17 protein-coding genes are annotated in these 18220 nt (G+C 44.3%); 13 read left to right on the top strand and 4 right to left on the bottom strand.

Features of this window, described 5'->3' with window-relative positions:
- Nucleotides 1–167: 167 nt before the first annotated feature.
- The 11 genes from H6H02_RS18405 (at nt 168) to H6H02_RS18455 (ending at nt 11153) form a co-directional block, all read left to right on the top strand.
- Nucleotides 168–1151: a glycosyltransferase family 2 protein gene (locus H6H02_RS18405; RefSeq protein WP_190820382.1), complete on the top strand. Its 984-nt coding sequence runs from the start codon at nt 168–170 to the stop codon at nt 1149–1151.
- A 187-nt stretch (nt 1152–1338) separates the two neighbouring features.
- Complete coding sequence (locus tag H6H02_RS18410) at nt 1339–2091, top strand: class I SAM-dependent methyltransferase (protein WP_190820384.1); 753 nt, start codon at nt 1339–1341, stop codon at nt 2089–2091.
- A 17-nt stretch (nt 2092–2108) separates the two neighbouring features.
- Nucleotides 2109–2816: a class I SAM-dependent methyltransferase gene (locus tag H6H02_RS18415; RefSeq protein WP_190820386.1), complete on the top strand. Its 708-nt coding sequence runs from the start codon at nt 2109–2111 to the stop codon at nt 2814–2816.
- 49 nt (nt 2817–2865) lie between these two features.
- Complete coding sequence (locus tag H6H02_RS18420) at nt 2866–3582, top strand: class I SAM-dependent methyltransferase (RefSeq protein WP_190820388.1); 717 nt, start codon at nt 2866–2868, stop codon at nt 3580–3582.
- Entirely contained in the window at nt 3579–4733 is a 1155-nt protein-coding gene (locus tag H6H02_RS18425; protein ID WP_190820390.1) for a glycosyltransferase family 4 protein, read from the top strand. Before H6H02_RS18420 ends, H6H02_RS18425 begins: the two co-directional genes overlap by 4 nt.
- 9 nt (nt 4734–4742) lie before the next feature.
- Complete coding sequence (locus H6H02_RS18430; RefSeq protein WP_190820392.1) at nt 4743–6209, top strand: oligosaccharide flippase family protein; 1467 nt, start codon at nt 4743–4745, stop codon at nt 6207–6209.
- Between the two features lie 119 nt (nt 6210–6328).
- Nucleotides 6329–7867, top strand: a complete 1539-nt coding sequence (locus H6H02_RS18435) for a hypothetical protein (protein WP_190820394.1) — start codon at nt 6329–6331, stop codon at nt 7865–7867.
- Nucleotides 7864–9054, top strand: coding sequence for a glycosyltransferase (locus tag H6H02_RS27935; RefSeq protein WP_190820396.1), 1191 nt, complete (start codon nt 7864–7866; stop codon nt 9052–9054). The genes H6H02_RS18435 and H6H02_RS27935 overlap by 4 nt, the downstream gene beginning before the upstream one ends.
- Nucleotides 9051–9698, top strand: a complete 648-nt coding sequence (locus H6H02_RS18445; RefSeq protein WP_190820397.1) for a methyltransferase domain-containing protein — start codon at nt 9051–9053, stop codon at nt 9696–9698. The genes H6H02_RS27935 and H6H02_RS18445 overlap by 4 nt, the downstream gene beginning before the upstream one ends.
- Entirely contained in the window at nt 9674–10558 is an 885-nt protein-coding gene (locus H6H02_RS18450) for a glycosyltransferase family 2 protein (protein ID WP_206757298.1), read from the top strand. The genes H6H02_RS18445 and H6H02_RS18450 overlap by 25 nt, the downstream gene beginning before the upstream one ends.
- Before the next feature lie 4 nt (nt 10559–10562).
- Nucleotides 10563–11153, top strand: a complete 591-nt coding sequence (locus H6H02_RS18455) for a YdcF family protein (protein ID WP_190820470.1) — start codon at nt 10563–10565, stop codon at nt 11151–11153.
- A gap of 104 nt (nt 11154–11257) precedes the next feature.
- Here the strand turns inward: H6H02_RS18455 and H6H02_RS18460 are convergent, their stop codons facing one another.
- The 3 genes from H6H02_RS18460 to H6H02_RS18470 form a co-directional block, all read right to left on the bottom strand.
- Nucleotides 11258–12307, bottom strand: coding sequence for a fatty acid desaturase (locus H6H02_RS18460; RefSeq protein WP_190820401.1), 1050 nt, complete (start codon nt 12305–12307; stop codon nt 11258–11260).
- A 194-nt stretch (nt 12308–12501) separates the two neighbouring features.
- Nucleotides 12502–12774: a hypothetical protein gene (locus tag H6H02_RS18465; RefSeq protein ID WP_190820403.1), complete on the bottom strand. Its 273-nt coding sequence runs from the start codon at nt 12772–12774 to the stop codon at nt 12502–12504.
- Between the two features lie 257 nt (nt 12775–13031).
- Nucleotides 13032–13988: an aldo/keto reductase gene (locus tag H6H02_RS18470; RefSeq protein ID WP_190820405.1), complete on the bottom strand. Its 957-nt coding sequence runs from the start codon at nt 13986–13988 to the stop codon at nt 13032–13034.
- A 113-nt stretch (nt 13989–14101) separates the two neighbouring features.
- On the opposite strand from H6H02_RS18470, the gene H6H02_RS18475 reads away from it, so the two are divergent.
- Both H6H02_RS18475 and H6H02_RS18480 read left to right on the top strand, forming a co-directional pair.
- Entirely contained in the window at nt 14102–15550 is a 1449-nt protein-coding gene (locus H6H02_RS18475) for a BCD family MFS transporter (protein WP_190820407.1), read from the top strand.
- A 74-nt stretch (nt 15551–15624) separates the two neighbouring features.
- Complete coding sequence (locus H6H02_RS18480) at nt 15625–16431, top strand: inositol monophosphatase family protein (RefSeq protein ID WP_190820410.1); 807 nt, start codon at nt 15625–15627, stop codon at nt 16429–16431.
- 36 nt (nt 16432–16467) lie between these two features.
- Here H6H02_RS18480 and ggt read toward each other — a convergent pair whose 3' ends face one another.
- A complete protein-coding gene (gene ggt / locus H6H02_RS18485) occupies nt 16468–18213 on the bottom strand; it encodes a gamma-glutamyltransferase (RefSeq protein WP_190820412.1) in 1746 nt (581 codons plus the stop codon).
- Between the last annotated feature and the right edge of the window lie 7 nt (nt 18214–18220).

Raw genomic sequence — 18220 nt, forward strand, 5'->3', positions numbered from 1 at the left:
ATCGCCTTGTTGCTCGGATTCTTAAAACCAGTGGCGGAGTGTTTTTCTGTTCCCTGACTCCCGGCTACCTGGTGACGAGCGATCGCTTATACTGCCTCGTGTCATAGATATTAGTTTTAAGCACATCTTAGACACGGTTTTTTTTTGACTGTTGTGCGTAATTCCGTATGTCCAAAGATATAAGCATTGGCATCGTAATTCCCTCGTATAATGAGGGTCAAGATTTGATCGATACGCTTAAAAGCATATTTAATCAGAGTTCACCATTTACAGAAGTTATCGTTGTAGATGATTCCTCTGATGGCACCGACCAATTAGTTGCAGATACTTTTGGCGAGAAGGTAAAGTTAATTCACCGCAGCAGTCTCTTAGGACGATCTTCGGCTCGTAATTTAGGCATAAAACTTTCCTCATCTGAAGTGGTGGTAATTCTGAATGCTGATGTCAGCTTGCCACCTAATTTTTGCGAATATTTACGAAAAAAATATAAAGACGAAGATTGTGATGCCTTCGGAGTTGGTCTAACAATTACTAACACTCAGCATCCATATCCCCGTTATCGCTATGCTATCTATTTAACCCATGTCTATCGCCGAAAAGTTTGGACGGAAGGCTTTTCTGTCCGTCGTTCAACTTTCTTCAAAACTCAAGGTTTTCCGACTGGGTATCCTCTAGCTATCTTAGCAGGCGAAGATACAGAGTTCGTTTTTGACCTACAACGAATAGGAGCCAATATTTGCTTTGACTTTGAGTATAAAGTTACTACAGTAATGCCGGAAGATGCAGAAACTATCGAAAGTCAATTGCGAGGACGAGGCTCTCTGCGTACTTTACACTTTGTTTATGACAAATCGTTGGGAGAATTAGTACCTCGTTGCATTCTTAAGCAGATTCGGCGGCTAGTCGTTGTAGCCACAGTTCTACCATTTTGTTATCAGATAATCCGGTTATGGCTCCATTTTAATCAGGGATGGAAAGATTTAGGCAATTATGCTAAGTATGAACTGTATGACAAGTGGTTGCGATCACATCAAGAATGGCTAGATATGGCAAACTTTCTCAGCATATACAGAGACAAGGGTTATAACTTACTTGATATTTTTCTCAAGCGGCCTTCTCAACTGCTGAAAATAAGTCAAAAATTTCAATAATTATGCTCGATACCACCGATCTCTCGCCAGTGGATTTTGCATTCGATCCTAATCTGGGGACTTCTGTTCGCGATCGCATTCGAGATGCTGCTGACCATCTAATTCGCCGCCCTTTTTATAAAATACTGTATAAAAAAAAATTGCTCAGCAACCCTATCCTATTGATTTGGTACTTCCCGCAAAAGGGATGTCCACATTAGCAAAGCGACATTGGGTGGATCGATATCTTCGGATTCAAAATTCCCGAATACTTGTAATTGGTTGTGGAACTGCTTGGGATTTTGGATCTTATCTCCGCTTCAAACCCAAAGAAATTGTCGGTATCGATTTATATAATTTTGGGGCTTGCTGGCAAAAAGTTCAAGAGTATGTTGCTAAAGCTGGGTTGCCAACTAAAGTAAGTTTTCATCAAGCAGATATTGCTGAACTCAATCCCAAAAATATAGGGGAGTTTGACATTATTTCCAGCGATGCGGTGTTTGAACATTGCCGAGACTTAGAAAGTGTACTAAAAACTCTGTATAACCTTCTGCGTCGCCAAGGCGTTATGTATGCCAGTTATGGACCACTGTGGTACTGTTGGAATGGAGACCACTTTTCAGGACGCGATCGCATTGAGGAGGGATACAACCATTTGCTACTCGATCCCGTTGCCTACCAAAATTATTACCATACCCATTTGCGAGATGCTGATTTTGAATTGCAAAATGGAGGCCGCTATATAGAATTAGATTTATTTAGTAAACTTTCGAGCCGAGAGTATTTTGAACTTTATAATCAATTGGGTTTTCGTACAAAATCAGTTATAGTTGACTTTAATATCAAAGCTAATTCCTTGCGTTCCACTCCTTTATTTAAACAACTAATTTCCAAGTTCCCCCATTTAACAGTAGAGGATTTTTTAATCAGAGGACATCTGATTATTTTAGAAAAACCTTAAAAATAACACAAAACTGTATGGAGCCAATCAAATTTTACGAAAAATATGCAGTTGAGTATGCGAAAAATGCCTCGATACCTGAGCCGATAGCTTTTTCAGGAACATGGGGGAGCAAAACCAGGATTCAATTAGCTTATGAAATGCTGGCACCTTATGCACCTTTTGATAGTTTCTTTGATGTTGGTTGTGGGAATTTGAGCAATTTAGTAACTTTGCAAAATCTATTTAACAAAGGTTTTGGAATAGATATAGTAGCTTATCCAACCTGGAAACTTTTGGAAGATAAGTTGAGTACCTATCAGCACAATCTCAATTCGGAATCTCTTCCCTTTCCGAATGAAATGTTTGATGCTGTTACCATCTTAATGGTTCTAGAACACGTATTCGATCCTTTTACTGTAATTGAGGAAATTTCTAGAGTGACGAAAGTAAAAGGGTATTTAGTAATTAATGTTCCCAATATTGCTTATATTAAACATCGCCTAGGACTGTTAGTAGGTAAATTGCCAATTACATCAACAGTCAAATGTTGGGAAATGCGAGAATGGGATGGCGGACATATTCACTACTTTACCCTAGAGAGACTAACTTGGTTACTAAATAAATTTGGAAACTATCAAGTCTTACAGGTGCAAGGAAGTGGTAAATTAGGGAAACTGAAGCGCCTATTGCCAGGGGTATTGTGCAGTGATTTGCAAATTTTGTGTCAGAAAGTAGGTGGATAAAAAGAATAAAACTCATTTCTTTTTGACGTAATATACAAAGATTATTCTCATGGATGCTCAGGAATTACAAAGGCAATACTATCAAAACATTGCTTCTGATTATGAGAACATACATTTTCAAGAGGAAGACGAACATCTTATTGCCTGCAAATTTATTAGCTTGTTTTGCGCTGAACTAGAAGTAACTAGCGTTTTAGATACCGGCTGTGGTACAGGGAGAAATGTTGCCTATCTGAAATCTTATTTCCCACAAGCGGAAGTGATGGGGAATGATGTTTCTGCCGATTTATTGCAAGTCGCTACTAATAAACATGGCATACCGCCAGAAGATTTAGTTTGTTGTAGCAGCTATAAACTACCATTTCCTGATAACTCATTTGATATTGTGACAGAGTTTGCTATATTACACCACGTCGCCGAGCCAGATTGTGTTGTGGCGGAAATGTTACGGGTAGCGCGTAAGGGAATTTTTATCAGTGATAGCAATCGTTTTGGACAAGGTAGTTTGTTGTCTCGCTTACTCAAGTTAATACTCTATAAAATAGGACTTTGGTGGCTGTTTCGGTGGGTAGCAAATGGAGGAAAAAGATGGAATTATTCAGAAGGAGATGGGGTTTACTACTCTTATAGCGTTTTTGATAATTTAAAACAGGTAGAAACAGCCTGTTCAAATGTGTTTGCTATACCTACACGAGCAAGTCATGGTTCAGCAGTATCGCCATTGCTTTTTTCTCCTCAAATATTACTTTGTGGCTTTAAGAAATGAAAGTCACTATCTCTGTATTCGGGCGTTTTCATGCCTTTAACTTAGCGCAACAATTGCAGCAAAAGCAATATCTAAAGGCTCTAATTTCTACCTATCCAACTTTTATAATTACCAAGTATGGGATCGAGCATGACTTAATTCGTTCCATCTGGCATTTGGAGGTATTAGTTCGTGCTTGGCGGCAAGTACCTGTCTGGCTAAGAGGTTCTAATAATCTGCCATTTTTATTCCGCGATCGCTTTGATCGAGCCGCAAAAAATTATATATTATCTGGTTCTGATGTATTTGTAGGATGGTCAAGTTTATGTCTTTACTCTTTACGCAGAGCGAAAAAGTTAGGAGCTTTAACCGTAGTCGATCACGGTAGTAGTCACAGGCAATACCAAACGCAAATTCTGCAAGAGGAATATGAACGCTGGGGAATCAAGTTTACTTCCCCCTCTCCAGAAATGTATGAGCGGGAATTACAAGAGTATGCAGAGGCCGATCGCATTGCCGTTCCTAGTTTATTTTCTAAAAAGACGTTTTTAGAAAAAGGTATTTCCGAAAAAAAACTAATTTATATTCCTTACGGTACTTCTTTGACAGAGTTTTATCCAGTACCAAAGCTAGATAAGGTATTTCGAGTTATACACTGCGGTGGAATCATACTGCGGAAAGGAGTGCAATATTTAGTAAAAGCTTTTTATGAGTTGAAGTTGCCAGATGCAGAGTTGTGGCTGGTTGGTTCGCTGGCTCCAGAAATGAAGCCAATTTTAGCTAAGTATGAGAGTGATCACATTATCCTCAAAGGCAAACATCCTCAAAGTCAACTACACTGGTTTTATTCTCAATGCTCTGTGTTTTGTTTAGCCTCAATTGAAGACGGCTTTGGAATGGTGATTGCTCAAGCGATGGCTTGCGGTTTACCTGTAATTCATACGACTAATACAGGCGGTGAGGATATTGTTAGAGATGGTGTAGATGGTTTTTGCATACCGATTCGGGATGTAGAAGCGCTCAAAGAGAAAATCTTGTTTTTCTATGAGAATCCCCAGAGGAGATCGCAAATGGGTCATAATGCCTTAAAAGAAGCTAGCAATTCTCTGTCTTGGAATGACTACGGTGAGAAAATAGTTGCTGCTTACTCTACTGCCTTGGCTGCAAAATAGGTAAGGTTCTTGTCAAGCGTTACTAAATTTATCAAAGGAGGTTTACTCCTCGGTGTTGCCAGCATAGTAATGCGCCTATCGGGTGTATTGGTGCTAGTTCCGATAGCGCGGTTGCTGGGACCTAAGCATCTGGGAATCTACAGCTTGGTGTTTTCCCTAGTCCAAAGCGGCAATATATTAGGACGCTTAGGAATTGATGCCGCTATGCACCGCAATGGAGCGCACCTCTACAGTACCGATCCAGTTGCAACTGGACGTCTACTTGGAGTAGGTAGCACCTTGATTGGGCTAAGTTTTGCAGCTTTAACAGCAGCGATCTGGATAGGACGCGAACCTTTGGCAACATATTGGTTAGGTAATCCAGAGGCAGCAGCATGGTTTAGTTATGCTGCCGTAAATCTATTTATAGAAGGAATCAGTTGTGTAGCGATGACTGGGCTGTTGAGTCTCCACAACTTTAAAGCCCATTCGCTGGCAACGTCTACTGGCAGTTTGGGGCGATTGCTGTTGTCACCGTTGTTGGCATGGTGCTATGGTTTATCGGGTGCATTTTTGGGGCTAATCGTAGCCTCTTTGTTGCAAGCTGGAGTCGGATTTGTCTACTTTCGCCGTAGTACCCAGCAACATCATATTTTGCTGAGGTTAGAGGGCTTCTGGCAAGAAAGTTATCAGATTATGCGATTTGGCATTCCCTTTTATGCTGGAAACGCTTTAATTGGGTTAGTATTTCTACCGATGATGGGGGAAGTCGGGCGAGTAGCGGGATTAGAAACGCTAGGACAGATCAGGATCGGACAGTCTCTGAGTCAAATCGTGGGCTTTTTGCCGGGAGCGATCGCCCCTGTTACCATCTCCATTCTTTCGGAAGCCCATAGCAGTGAAGGAGAAGATTTTCAACGGTTGCGTTCAATCCATTTGCGGAGTAACTGGATACTTGCTTTGTCGCTAGTTACGTTCTTGAGTGTCACGAGTTCAAGTGTAGTTAACCTGCTGTTTGGTAGTGCCTATCAAGCTGCTTTACCGCTTGTAATCGGTTTAAGTTGGTGGGCAGCCTTGACTGTCGTTGTAGAAAGTTTTAATCTTTACAGCCTGAGTGCCGGTTACACGAAAGCGATCGCTGTAGGAGCATTACTCCAAAAAATTGTCTTCATCAGTCTCACATTTTGGTTGCTACCGCAGTGGAAAGGCATGGCTTTTATTTTTGGTTTGCTTTTAGGTAGTGTCCTGCAACTAATTGTGATGCTTACGACCCTGTGGTCACAACTCGAAGCACTATTAAAGCAGCAAATTTGTATCCTTTGCTTGTGGAGTCTAGGTAGTATTGGATTAGTTTATGGGCTAGAACAGTTAAACTTACCAATATTGGCTAGTTGGTTAGTTGCATTGGTACTCCCTTTAACAATTGCCAGTTTAGGTACCTGGTCAATTTTTAGCTCAAATGAAAAGGAGCAGATGTGGGGTAGACTTTGTAAATAAGCGATGCTCAAGCTAACCAGGAGCCTATCATTTTGCATTAAACAAAATAGCCAAATCCTATTGGTATTCGGTTCGCTATAAAGCTAGTTAAAATTCAGTTTAAATTCAAGCGACTTTATATGTCACTTCAACCCTCTCGCTCACCTCTACTTTCTCGGAAGGTCAAAAAATCTCATCTATTCATATTGCCGTTTGTATTGATAGCAATAACTCTGCTGTGTATAGTTTTTTTTCCCGGCTCCATTCCTAGCGGCGATCGCTGGTTGGTTTTTGCCGATGGGTTGGGAATATGTATTCTCTGTAGTTGGGCTTTTCTGCGTTCTCCTCTCCAATCAATAGATATTTTCCAACCCCAATTATTATACAGAGCAATCATTTTTGTTTATTATGGCTTGCCTACGATTTTATTTGCATCTATGGGAAGTTATGGCCCAGAAAAAAAATTCTCTCTAATATTTGTTAGGAATGCAGAAATAGCTAAATATACTGGAACTTACCTATTTTTATTTACTCTAGTAACTTTAGTGATGTTTGATCTAGGAATAAAAATAAGTCAGAAAAGCTTTAGGAAGATGGGGTTGCCCTTACAGGTTTCTTCTTCTTACTTGAAGTGGTTACTTTTTTTATACATATTACTGGTAATTCCTATCCGTTCCTTCCAAGTATTTAGTGGAGCTTATATTTTTGAGGCAGGAGCATTTAATAAAATCCCAGCTTGGTGGGCATTACTTAATTACCCAGCGATTCTTATCACTTTTGTCGCAGAAATGTACTGCTTAATCCTAGCTCACTCACCTCGTTACCGTACCTTGCCTCGTCTTAGCATAGCAGTATTAATGTTTATCGAACAGTACCTAGTTGCCTTTGTATCATCATCCAAGCAATCACTGCTTTTAGTCACTCTCAACCTATTATTAGTTTTATGGATAAGTAGAGCAATATCTTTCTTCCAAATCATTTTGCTGACGACGGGAACTGCTTTGGTATTTGCACCTCTAACACTGATTATTCGCTATATGGATGTGCGTTACCTACGCTCGTTAAATCTTTTTGATGCTTTATCATTTGTTGGAAAAACTATGGTTGATACTATTATAAATAACTATTTTTCTATAGGAGATTATTTAGCTTTGTCGATTACATCTTTGTCTAAAAGAATAGATGGTTTTCGCACAGCTGCCCGCTCAATAGATATTGCAATGAATCACCTAGAACCAGCGGGAGGAGCAACAGTAATGGCTGGTTTTTACAATTTAGTTCCTTCCTTTCTTTGGCCTGAGAAAAACAAAATTACTAGGGATGTAGTTCATTTTACTACTGTATTTTTTGATAGGACGGGTGAAGAGGCAAACATAGGAATTGCTATTAGTCAAGCTGCTGAATGGTATTATAACTTTGGATATTATGGGGGATTAATTGCCTGTGCAGTTTTTGCTCTATCTATCGGTTTTCTCCTTGGGGCAATATATGGCTCTCCTGTTGAAGGCAAAGAAAATAATTGGTTCTTTTTTGGATTGGTTATCTATTTACCAACTTCTACGCAGTTTCTATTTCTCGACCTCCCATTATTTACAAGTTTAGCAAATGGTATTCGGTATACAATTATAGGCAGTATATTTTACTTTTTACTTTCCATAAACCAGAAAAAAAGACAGTGAAAGTTCTCCACGTCATACCTTCAATTGCTCCCGTGCATGGTGGAGCAAGTCGGGCAATCTTAGAAATGGCAAAAGCCTTACAAGAGCAAGGTGTAAAGGCTGAGATTGTTACGACTAACGACAATGGCTCCGATTTGCTAGATGTCCCATTGCAGAAGCGTATAGAATACGAGCAAGTTCCTGTTTGGTTTTTTCCTCGCTTTTCGCTACCCATTGCTTCAGTGCGAACCTTTTGTTTTTCCAGTCAGCTAACAACTTGGTTGTGGAGACATATAGCTGAGTACGATATTTTACACGTCTATGGAATATATTCTTATGTCTCAACATTGGCGATGGCGATCGCTCGCATCAAACATATTCCCTATATTATACGACCGCAGGGACAACTCGGTGAATGGGCTTTGCGACAAAGGACTTTCAAAAAACAAATTTATATAGGATTAATTCAACGTGCTAATTTAAACTGTAGTCGATATGTTCACTTTACATCTGAACAGGAGCAACAAGAAACTTCTAAACTAAATTTTAATTCAGCTAGTTTTGTTTTACGAAATGGCTTATTTATACCTCCTCCGATACCGGAAGCTCGTTATAAACTGCGGCAACTGCTGAAGGTTCCGCAAGATGAACCAGTCATCTTATTTTTATCTCGCTTACATCCGAAAAAAGGGTTGGATTATCTGATTCCGGCGCTGGGGAAGGTGGCAAATCGTCGCTTTACATTCGTAGTGGCGGGGAGTGGCTCTCCTGAGTACGAGGATACAATTGATGCCCTTTTAGTTTCGGCGGGAATTCGCGATCGCACTTATCGCGCTGGCTTCGTGTCTGGTGAAAGGAAAGACTTATTGTTGCAAGGTGCAGATTTATTTGCGCTGACTTCCCACTCAGAAAACTTTGGCATTGCGGTTTTAGAAGCAATGGCGGCGGGAAAGCCAGTTCTCGCCACCTCTGGCGTTGCTCTCGCTTCTGTAGTAAAACAGTATCAACTTGGTTATGTAGCAGAACTGGATGTGGAAGCGATATCGTCTGCTATTGAACACTGCCTAATCCATCCACAAGAAGCTGCACAAATGGGTGAATGCGCCCGTAAACTTATCTTAGAGCAGTATACTTGGAGTCCTATAGCCACCAAGATGATTGAAATTTACACCTCGATTCTTAACCAACAGCCAATTTTTAAGGTATGATCCTAACTTCTAACAAAGAATATCAATATCCTTATCGAGATAGTAATTTAACAAATGCTCATGGCTTTTTAATGTCACCGCTGCTCTCAATGCTTCAGCAGGTTAATAAAAATAGTGACAAAAAGCTTCGGGTTCTAGATATAGGTTGTGGAAATGGAAGTCTTAGCCATGCGATCGCACAGCAAGGATATGAAGTGGTTGGAGTTGAGGAATCTGAACAGGGTGTTGCTATAGCTTCTAGTAACTTTTCGGATTGCCATTTTATTCAAGCTAGTATTTATGATTTACCTTATACTGAATTACAAAACTACTTTGATATTGTTATATCAGTAGAAGTAATTGAGCATCTTTTTTACCCTAAAGAGTTAGTAAAAGCAGCTAAAAAATGTCTTAAACCTAATGGAACTTTAATTCTGACTACACCTTATCACGGCTATCTAAAAAATATTGTGCTTGCTATTTCAGGAAAATTGGATAAGCACTTTCATGTTCTCTGGGATGGGGGTCATATTAAATTTTTTTCCGTGAAAACCCTAACTGAATTATTGAACTCAGAAGGATATACAGATATTCATTTCAAGTTTGCTGGTAGATTTCCCTACGTTTGGAAATCAATGCTGTGTTCTTGTTCTCCGATGCGGTAAGAAACTTGATGCGGCTTTCTGTAATTATTCTCACGAAAGATGAACAAGCAAATTTGCCAGATTGTTTAGCTAGTCTGCAAAAGCTGGATGCGGAAGTTTTTGTGGTTGATTCTGGAAGTAGCGATCGCACAATTGAAATCGCTAAAGAATTGGGCTGTCAAGTTTTTGAGCATCCTTTCGAGAATTATGCAAAGCAATTCAACTGGGCTATAGAGAATCTGCCCATTATGACGCCTTGGATTATGCGCCTTGATGCGGATGAACGCCTGACCCCGAAATTATTGGAAGAGTTGAAGCTGATATTACCTCAGACAGATGATGAGATTACCGGCTATCAAGTCAAACGCCGCGTGTTTTTCATGGGGCGGTGGATACGTCATGGCGGTTATTATCCCACTTGGCTGCTACGAATTTGGCGCACAGATTTTGGCGTTTGCGAACAGCGCTGGATGGATGAGCATATTGTTCTTAAACAGGGAAAAATCGCTAAGCTTCAGCACGATATCATTGATGAAAACAAAAAAGGCTTGAGTTTTTGGATAGACAAGCACAACCGTTATGCAGAGCGAGAAGTGAAAGATATGCTCAGCATCATCTCAGAAAAAGATGATGCTCTTTTGAAAAGCGGTCAATCTTCTCAAGCAATTCGGCGGCGCTGGGTTAAGAAAAATCTCTACACGCGATCGCCTCTTTTCCTCCGTGCCTTTCTCTACTTCTTCATGCGCTACATTATCGGCTTAGGTTTTCTGGATGGCATAGAAGGTTTAATCTTCCATTTTTTACAAGGCTTTTGGTATCGCTTCTTAGTCGATGCCAAAATTTATGAAAAACAAAAAAAGAAGCGATCGGCTCCTAGCTGAAAGTATGCCGCTATTTCATCACAAGCGTAAAAAGTACCGTTTTTTGTGTTTAGCAATCTCAGTCCTGATCGCGCTGTCGATTGGGATTATTCCGGTGCGAATAGCGATCGCTCATCTCCAAGCACCCGTGCCCCAAGTCATCCTTGCCTTAGGCGGTGGTCCAGACAGAGAAAAGTTCACCGCCCAATTTGCCCAAACTCATCGTTCCCTAGAAATCTGGGTTTCTTCCGGCACGCGCCCTGACAAAGCTCGTGAGATTTTTCAAGCTGCGGGGATTCCAGATGATCGAGTACATCTCGACCGACGTGCGGTTGATACCGTAACTAACTTTACCTCTCTGGTCGCTGACTTTAAAAGTTTAAATATTCAACATCTCTATCTAATCACCTCTGACTTTCATATGCGTCGGGCAACCGCGATCGCTATCCTTGTTCTGGGCAGCCGAGGCATTGCTTTCACCCCTGTGCCGATTCCCTCCAATCAACCACTCGAATCCTGGCTCCACGTCCTCCGTGACTTCGGACGGGCGCTCTTTTGGATAGTAACTGGTCACACGGGTGCTAGTCTGAATCCTCCAAAATTAAACATCAAATAATTTTAATCTTTACTTTTGGTAGTTCTCGATAAATCAAGTCTGTATTGTATGAATGAATAAAGTCTCATCTCTGTAAGGGCGGATCTCAAACCCGCCCTGGCTCCTCATTGAGCGTGATAGTCCTTAAAAGACTGGTAGTAGGAGTCTTCGGGATTGTACAGGTGACATTCGTCTGTAATCTGCTTCATTAAAGACCAAGAGAAGCGACATTCACGAATTGAGTCTCCCCACTTCTGTTGGATACTGCGATGAGCGAGTCGCAAGTTATAGGAAGGAATTGCGGTAGAAATATGGTGGGGAATGTGAACGTTGATGTCGTGGCAGAGAAATTCCACCCAGCGTGGATAATCGCAATGGACGGTTCCAAAGAGTTGCGCTTGAGCTTGATTCCACTCGTCGGCGGGGGTGAAGGGAATGTCTGGCGCTGTGTGGTGAACCAGGGTAAAGGTACTCATCCAGAAGTGGTACACCAGCCAGGGTAGAAGCCAAAATTTGACAAATCCCCAGATGCCGAGTGTGGTAATTAATAAAGGGAAGGCTACGCTAGCAAATACCAACACGACTAGCGCCGATAATTTCACCTTCTGGCGGTCTTTGCCTTTAAATTGCCACCAATTAAAATGCATAGCGCCCCAGTGGAGAATCGAAGCCACCCACCAAAATCGACCCCGCAGTAACCGATAGCCCCACTGTCCCAAGCTTCCTAAACTGTCATAAAACGCTGGTTGAAAGGGTTCCCAAGCGTTGTCTTCATTGAGTTTATTGGTGTGGGCATGATGGTAATTGTGCAGAATCCGCCAACTGTGGAAAGGATAAATTAGCGGCAGCATGAATAACTGCCCCACCAAATCGTTCACCCAGCGCCGATTGGCAAAGGAGCGGTGTCCACAGTCATGGGCAATGACAAAAAAACCAGTCAACGCTGTGCCGGTAAAAATCCAGAGGGGAGGTAAAAGAAACCAGGGAGCGATCGCTAAACCCCAGTAGCCCAAGCCAACCATTAAAACGTTGAGCAGTGCTGTGAGCCAAGCTTTGGGGCGATTCTTGGTAAAAACCTCGCGCGGTAGACTTCTCACAATATCTCTTAAATACAGGCTGTCAGTCGTTGCAAATTCCGAGTTCGGGATCGTTGCTGGGATGGTCGATAAGGTCATGAAGAGATTAAAGTTCTCGGGGTTTTCGTTGAGTGCAGTGCATTTATACGCACACAAAAATACTGCCCGATACAGATTTGTGGCAGGCAGTATTTTTGCTCGGCTAATAATTTATCACTTCGGGCAAACGAAGCTAGCACCGAAGAGTTGCCGATGAGGTTACAAACAGCATTTCTAAGGATAAAAGCCTCTTCTTACGAACCTTGCGCGTTGGCGGTGCTGGATGTCACCGCCATTTCGCGATCCGATGCTAACCGCTGCTGTTTGATTGTTTGCAGCTGTTGCAAGAGAATTTCAACTTCCGCCTGCAAATGCAGGAATTTAACTTGCTGGTCGGCTTGATAGACAGCTTTGGTCACAGGCTTCAGATGCTTGTTACCAGTTAGGGCTGTCGAAAGATTGCTCAGCGGCTCGGAATTGCCAACAGAGTCTTGCGGACGGGTCAGTGTAGATGAACGAGTGGACATCAGCTAAATAAATATTTCTGTGTACTCACACCATCCAGTAATTTTAGCCTGAAGTGGTAACTAAGTTAAATTTTATGTGTCGCTTTTCCAATTGGCTAAAAAAATGCTGTGTGCCGTAGAAGTTGGGCGGTAATGCCACCTTTGTCGCTCTGGCGAGCGCAGGCTGCGCCTACGGGTCGAATACGGCTCGCGGTCTTCAATCACTCGGGACACAATCGAGGCTGTGCCTCGATTGCGAACCAAAATCTAAAATCGGTTTAATTTCGCCAAGGACGACTCACCTGTTCCAATTGGGCAACTTCCTCGTCGCTCAATTCCCAACCGAGCGCCCCAGCATTCTGTCGCGCCTGTTCGGCTGTCTTCGCGCCTGGAATCGGAATCACATCGTTCTGAGCAATTAACCAATTCAGGGCAACCTGAGCGGGTGTTTTTTGATACTTTTCCCCTAACTGGCTCAGCAAGGATGTCACCAGGGAGATTTTCTCCAAGCCGCTGCGGCTGAAGCGAGAGTCAAATCTGCGGGCACCTGTCGGTTCCTGGTACTTCTCAACGGTGTACTTGCCAGTGAGTAACCCTTGTGCTAAAGGGCTGTAAGCGAGGATCGTAATCCCCAGTTGACGCGCTGTGTCGAGAATGCCATTTGTTTCGACTTGTCGAGTTAGCAGAGAATAGCGCACTTGGTTCACCGCTAAAGGCACTCCTCGATCTGCTAGTTGTTGGTGCGCTTGTTTCATTTGTTCGGCGGAGTAGTTGCTGACGCCGACTGTCGCAATTCTGCCGCGCTTCACCTCATCGGCTAGGGCATTCATCAATGTCTCTTGACTCATCAAGAAGGCAAAAGGCCAATGCACCTGATAAAGGGCGACTTGTTCGACCCGCAGACGTTTTAAACTTTCTGTTAAAGCATCGGAGACAGATTGAGCCGTGAATCGCCAAGGGGCAGGACCGTATTTAGTAGCAATTTGGGCAGGACAGCCAGTTTCTTGCATGAACTTTCCCAAAAGTGACTCTGACTCTCCGAACCCGTAAATCTCAGCGGTGTCAAAGAAGTTAACGCCGGCATTCAGAGTCGCTTCAAAGGCTTCTCGTAATTGGGCTTCGCCGTAATCGCTGCCATAATTCCAAAACAGCTTGTCTCCCCAAGCCCAAGTGCCGATACCGAGTTGGGTGACAATCGGGCCATCGCGCCCTAAAGTAATCGTTTGTAAGCTCAAAATTTTTACTCTTTACAAAACTTCATATTTTTCAGTTTAACGTCGCAGACAGTCGCAGATGAGTATGGTGAAATGAGAACAGCAAAAAATGTTTTCATTGACTTTTAAAAAAAATGGCAACAGGTGATATATCAAATTTGCAACCAGAGGCATCAAAACCCCGCGAGTCATTTCCTCCCAAGGTGAATTTATTCACCATGTTCCGACTCGGCTTATTCCAGATGGGATTGGGGATGATGTCCGTTTTGGCATTGGGCATCCTCAACAGAGTCATGATTGGGGAGTTAGCAATTCCTGCCACCATTGCTGCGGGTGCCTTGGCAATGCACCAGTTTGTTGCCCCAGTGCGGGTGTGGTTTGGGCAAATGTCGGATGCGAAGCCGATATTGGGGTATCACCGCACGGGTTATGTGTGGATAGGTGCGACATTATTTGCGATCGCATCCTTCCTCGCCGTACAAGTAATGTGGCGGCTGGGCAATGTGGTGCAAGCTGCCGGGGGTTGGTCGTGGACAACCCAAACCTACGGCTGGACTGGTTTGCTGGCACTTGTCTTCGTGTTTTATGGCGTGGCGCTGAGTATGAGTTCGACTCCCTTTGCCGCGATGTTGGTGGATGTTTCCGATGAAGATAATCGTTCTAAACTCGTCGGGATTGTCTGGTCTATGTTGATGGTGGGAATTGTTATCGGGGCAATTCTCGGCAGCAGTTTGCTCAAGCAAGTCGGCACAGACGCACCCCTATCAGCATTGCAAGCCTCGATCGACCGCTTGTTTATGATTGTACCGGCGACCGTGGTGGGTCTGGCATTGCTGGCGACAGTGGGCGTCGAGAAAAAATATTCCCGCTATACCTCTCGTTCCACTTTAGTAGAACGAGAAGATAGCATTACCTTGGGTAAGGCATTGCGAGTGTTAACCGCTAACCGGCAAACGGGAATCTTTTTTACGTTTTTGCTGGTGATGACGATTAGTTTGTTTATGCAGGAAGCAGTCTTAGAACCTTATGGGGGCGAGGTTTTCCGAATGCCAGTTTCGGAAACAACCAAGCTGAATGCTTACTGGGGACTGGGAACCCTGATTGGAATTAGCAGCACTGGTTTTTTGATTGTGCCGCGCCTAGGTAAGCAAAAAACCGCTAAGCTAGGCTGTCTGTTAGTAGCGGCTTGTTTTGTGTTAATTATCCTGTCAGGATTCAGCCAAAATCAAAAGTTATTGCAAGGTGCGTTATTCTTGTTTGGTCTTGCCTCTGGCGTCACAACCACCGGCGCGATTAGCTTAATGCTGGATCTGACAGCAGCGGAAACGGCAGGTACGTTTATCGGTGCTTGGGGATTGTCGCAGGCAATGGCACGGGCGCTGGCAACCGTGACAGGGGGTGCTGTTTTGGATTTGGGGAAACAGCTATTTGCAAACCCGGTACTCTCTTATGGATTGGTATTTGCGCTGCAAGCCGTGGGGATGGTGCTAGCGGTTTGGTTCCTCAGTCGGGTAAATGTGTCAGAATTTCGCACAGATGCCAAGAAAGCGATCGCAACTGTCCTGGAAGGTGAATTAGACTAACGAATTGCGAATAGATAATCCAAGAGTGGCTAATTGTATTGCCATTCGCCATCAACCCCGAACCACGAACACAGATGACAGATTTTTGGGAGAAGGTTTTAAGCTTTGCACAAGAGACGACGGTTAGACTCGGCAAGCAACTGCTGCAAGATTTTGGGCAGATCCAGGCAGAACATAAAGCAGATGGGAGTTTGGTAACGCAGGCAGATAAGTGGGCGGATCGAGAAATTCGAGAAGCGATCGCGCGCACATTCCCCAGCCACGATGTTTTGAGTGAAGAAGCAGAACATACCTTTTTCGGTTCTGAATGGTGCTGGATCATCGATCCGGTTGATGGCACCACCAATTTTACGCGGGGAATTCCCATCTGGGGAATTTCAATGGGGTTGCTGTATCAAGGCACTCCGGTATTTGGGTACGTGTATTTTCCCCCCACCAGGCAATCTTTTCACGGCTTTTGGCACGGAGAGGGCGGTAACAATGGTGCTTTTTTAAATCATCGCCCGATTCACACTAGCCCAGATGCTCCGAGTAATAGTCACTTCTTCTGCGTGTGTGCTAGAAGTACCTCGATCTTGCAGAAACCTTTCCCCTGCAAAATCCGGATGCTGGGCGTCACCACCTACAATTTCCTGGCAGTTGCTTCCGGTACCAGCTTGGGCGGTGTTGAATCTACCCCCAAAATTTGGGATATTGCAGCAGTCTGGGCAATTTTGCAGGCAGCGGGTGGAGTTTGGATACCGCTAACTTCAAAACCTGTGTTTCCTTTGCAAAAAGGAGTAAATTATGGCAGTATTTCTTTCCCTACTTTAGTGGTGAGTCGTCCCGAACTCGTCCCCACTTTTCAACCTTTAGTGGAATTTTTGGGGAAGAACAATTGACAGTTGCCTCTGTTTAAGGGAAGTGTCAACCATTCCTTAATAACCGCTTGGGGCACCTTCCCCGCGAGGATCGGCAGCCCCTTCTAATAAGCCTTCAGGGGTGACGACGATCGCGTTCGCATTTCCCCAAGGCGATCGCTCTTCGATTTTGTGCCCTCGACGGCGAAGTTCTGCAAGCGTAGCGGCGTCTAAACCGTAAGGTTCCACGTTCAGCTTATCAGGAAGCCATTGATGATGAATGCGGGGGGCAGAAACGGCGGCACCGGCATCCCTGCCGTATTCTAGGACGTTGAGGACAACTTGCATCACGGTCGTAATGATCGTGCTACCCCCAGGCGCACCGACAGCCATCCGCAGCTTGCCATTTTCGGTGACGATAGTTGGGGTCATACTGGAGAGGGGAATTTTACCCGGAGCGATCGCATTCGCTTCACCACCCACTAATCCAAAAACGTTGGGAACTCCCGGCGCAGCGGCAAAATCGTCCATCTCGTCATTTAGCAGAATCCCCGTTCCCGGCACCACCACACCCGATCCAAAGCCGTAGTTAATCGTAAACGTGAGGCTGACGGTATTGCGATCCTCATCGACTACCGTTAAATGAGACGTATCTTGCGATTCCTTGGGCTTACCAAAGCCCTGTAACGTCTCCTGATTCCCTGCCTTTACCTCAGTGGAAGCTCGTGCCCGTTGCAGACTAATTTCCTGGCGTCTTTTGGCAGCGTATGCCGGATCGATCAGAGCGTTAACCGGAACTTTCACAAAAGCCGGATCGCCCAAATGCACCGCCCGATCTGCATAAGCGATCCGCATGGCTTCCACCATGAGATGTAGGGTGTCAGGGTGGTGCCATCCTTTGGATTTTAAATCGGTTTCCCCGATAATATTTAACATTTGCAGCAGGTGAACGCCTCCCGAAGAAGGGGGCGGCATCGAGCAAATCCGAGCAGCGCGGAAATTGCCACAGACGGGGGCGCGCCAGGTAGTTTTGTAAGATTTGAGGTCTTCAAGGGAAATCAAACCCCCATTTTTTGCCATATCGCTAGCGATCGCGCGGGCAATGTCGCCAGTGTAGAAGTCCTGAGGATTGAGGGCGATCGCTTGTAAGGTTTTGGCTAAATCTTTTTGTACCAGCTTCTCTCCCGGTGCAAACAAAGTGCCGTTCGGCGCGAAAATTTGTCGGGCTGCGGGATTATTGAGAATGGCATCCTTGCGGTTTCCAGCAACTTGGGCGAAACGGGAGGTAGGGTTAATCGTAGAGCCTTCGTTAGCAAAACGAATGGCGGGTGCGATTGTTTCTTTCCAGGGAAGTTTGCCATACTGGCGATGAAGTTCATACAGTCCCGCCACCGTTCCGGGCACCGCTACTGACAAATAACCAGTGACACTAGCATTGGGACGCACCTTCCCCGCTGCATCCAGGTACATATCCCGTGTTGCCTTCAGGGGAGCGCGTTCGCGGAAGTCCAGCGCTTTGATTTCGCCAGTTTTCTCCAAGCGTACCAGGGCAAAACCCCCGCCGCCGATCCCCGCCGAAAAAGGCTCGACAACGGAAATGGCAAAAGCAGTTGCCACGGCTGCATCGACTGCATTGCCTCCCTTGCGTAACATACTCAACCCCGCGTCACTCGCCAGTTGGTGAGCGGAGACAACCATCCCCCGCTTACTTCTGAGGGGCTGTATAAATGCTGCGGGTGCTTTGTCGCACCAAGACACGGAAACAGAGACAAGAACTGTCACCAGTGCTAGGGAAAAACGCTTAGACCTTAGAGAAATAGGCATTATTGTG

It is taken from the genome of Coleofasciculus sp. FACHB-1120 (assembly GCF_014698845.1).
Classification (GTDB): Bacteria; Cyanobacteriota; Cyanobacteriia; order Cyanobacteriales; family FACHB-T130; genus FACHB-T130.

What these genes read in the sequence shown, in the direction of transcription:
- H6H02_RS18405 (WP_190820382.1), top strand. Translation starts at nt 168, where the DNA reads ATGTCCAAAGATATAAGCATTGGCATCGTAATTCCCTCGTATAATGAG.
- H6H02_RS18410 (WP_190820384.1), top strand. Translation starts at nt 1,339, where the DNA reads ATGTCCACATTAGCAAAGCGACATTGGGTGGATCGATATCTTCGGATT.
- H6H02_RS18415 (WP_190820386.1), top strand. Translation starts at nt 2,109, where the DNA reads ATGGAGCCAATCAAATTTTACGAAAAATATGCAGTTGAGTATGCGAAA.
- H6H02_RS18420 (WP_190820388.1), top strand. Translation starts at nt 2,866, where the DNA reads ATGGATGCTCAGGAATTACAAAGGCAATACTATCAAAACATTGCTTCT.
- H6H02_RS18425 (WP_190820390.1), top strand. Translation starts at nt 3,579, where the DNA reads ATGAAAGTCACTATCTCTGTATTCGGGCGTTTTCATGCCTTTAACTTA.
- H6H02_RS18435 (WP_190820394.1), top strand. Translation starts at nt 6,329, where the DNA reads ATGTCACTTCAACCCTCTCGCTCACCTCTACTTTCTCGGAAGGTCAAA.
- H6H02_RS18445 (WP_190820397.1), top strand. Translation starts at nt 9,051, where the DNA reads ATGATCCTAACTTCTAACAAAGAATATCAATATCCTTATCGAGATAGT.
- H6H02_RS18455 (WP_190820470.1), top strand. Translation starts at nt 10,563, where the DNA reads ATGCCGCTATTTCATCACAAGCGTAAAAAGTACCGTTTTTTGTGTTTA.
- H6H02_RS18460 (WP_190820401.1), bottom strand. Translation starts at nt 12,307, where the DNA reads ATGACCTTATCGACCATCCCAGCAACGATCCCGAACTCGGAATTTGCA.
- H6H02_RS18465 (WP_190820403.1), bottom strand. Translation starts at nt 12,774, where the DNA reads ATGTCCACTCGTTCATCTACACTGACCCGTCCGCAAGACTCTGTTGGC.
- H6H02_RS18475 (WP_190820407.1), top strand. Translation starts at nt 14,102, where the DNA reads ATGGCAACAGGTGATATATCAAATTTGCAACCAGAGGCATCAAAACCC.
- H6H02_RS18480 (WP_190820410.1), top strand. Translation starts at nt 15,625, where the DNA reads ATGACAGATTTTTGGGAGAAGGTTTTAAGCTTTGCACAAGAGACGACG.
- ggt (WP_190820412.1), bottom strand. Translation starts at nt 18,213, where the DNA reads ATGCCTATTTCTCTAAGGTCTAAGCGTTTTTCCCTAGCACTGGTGACA.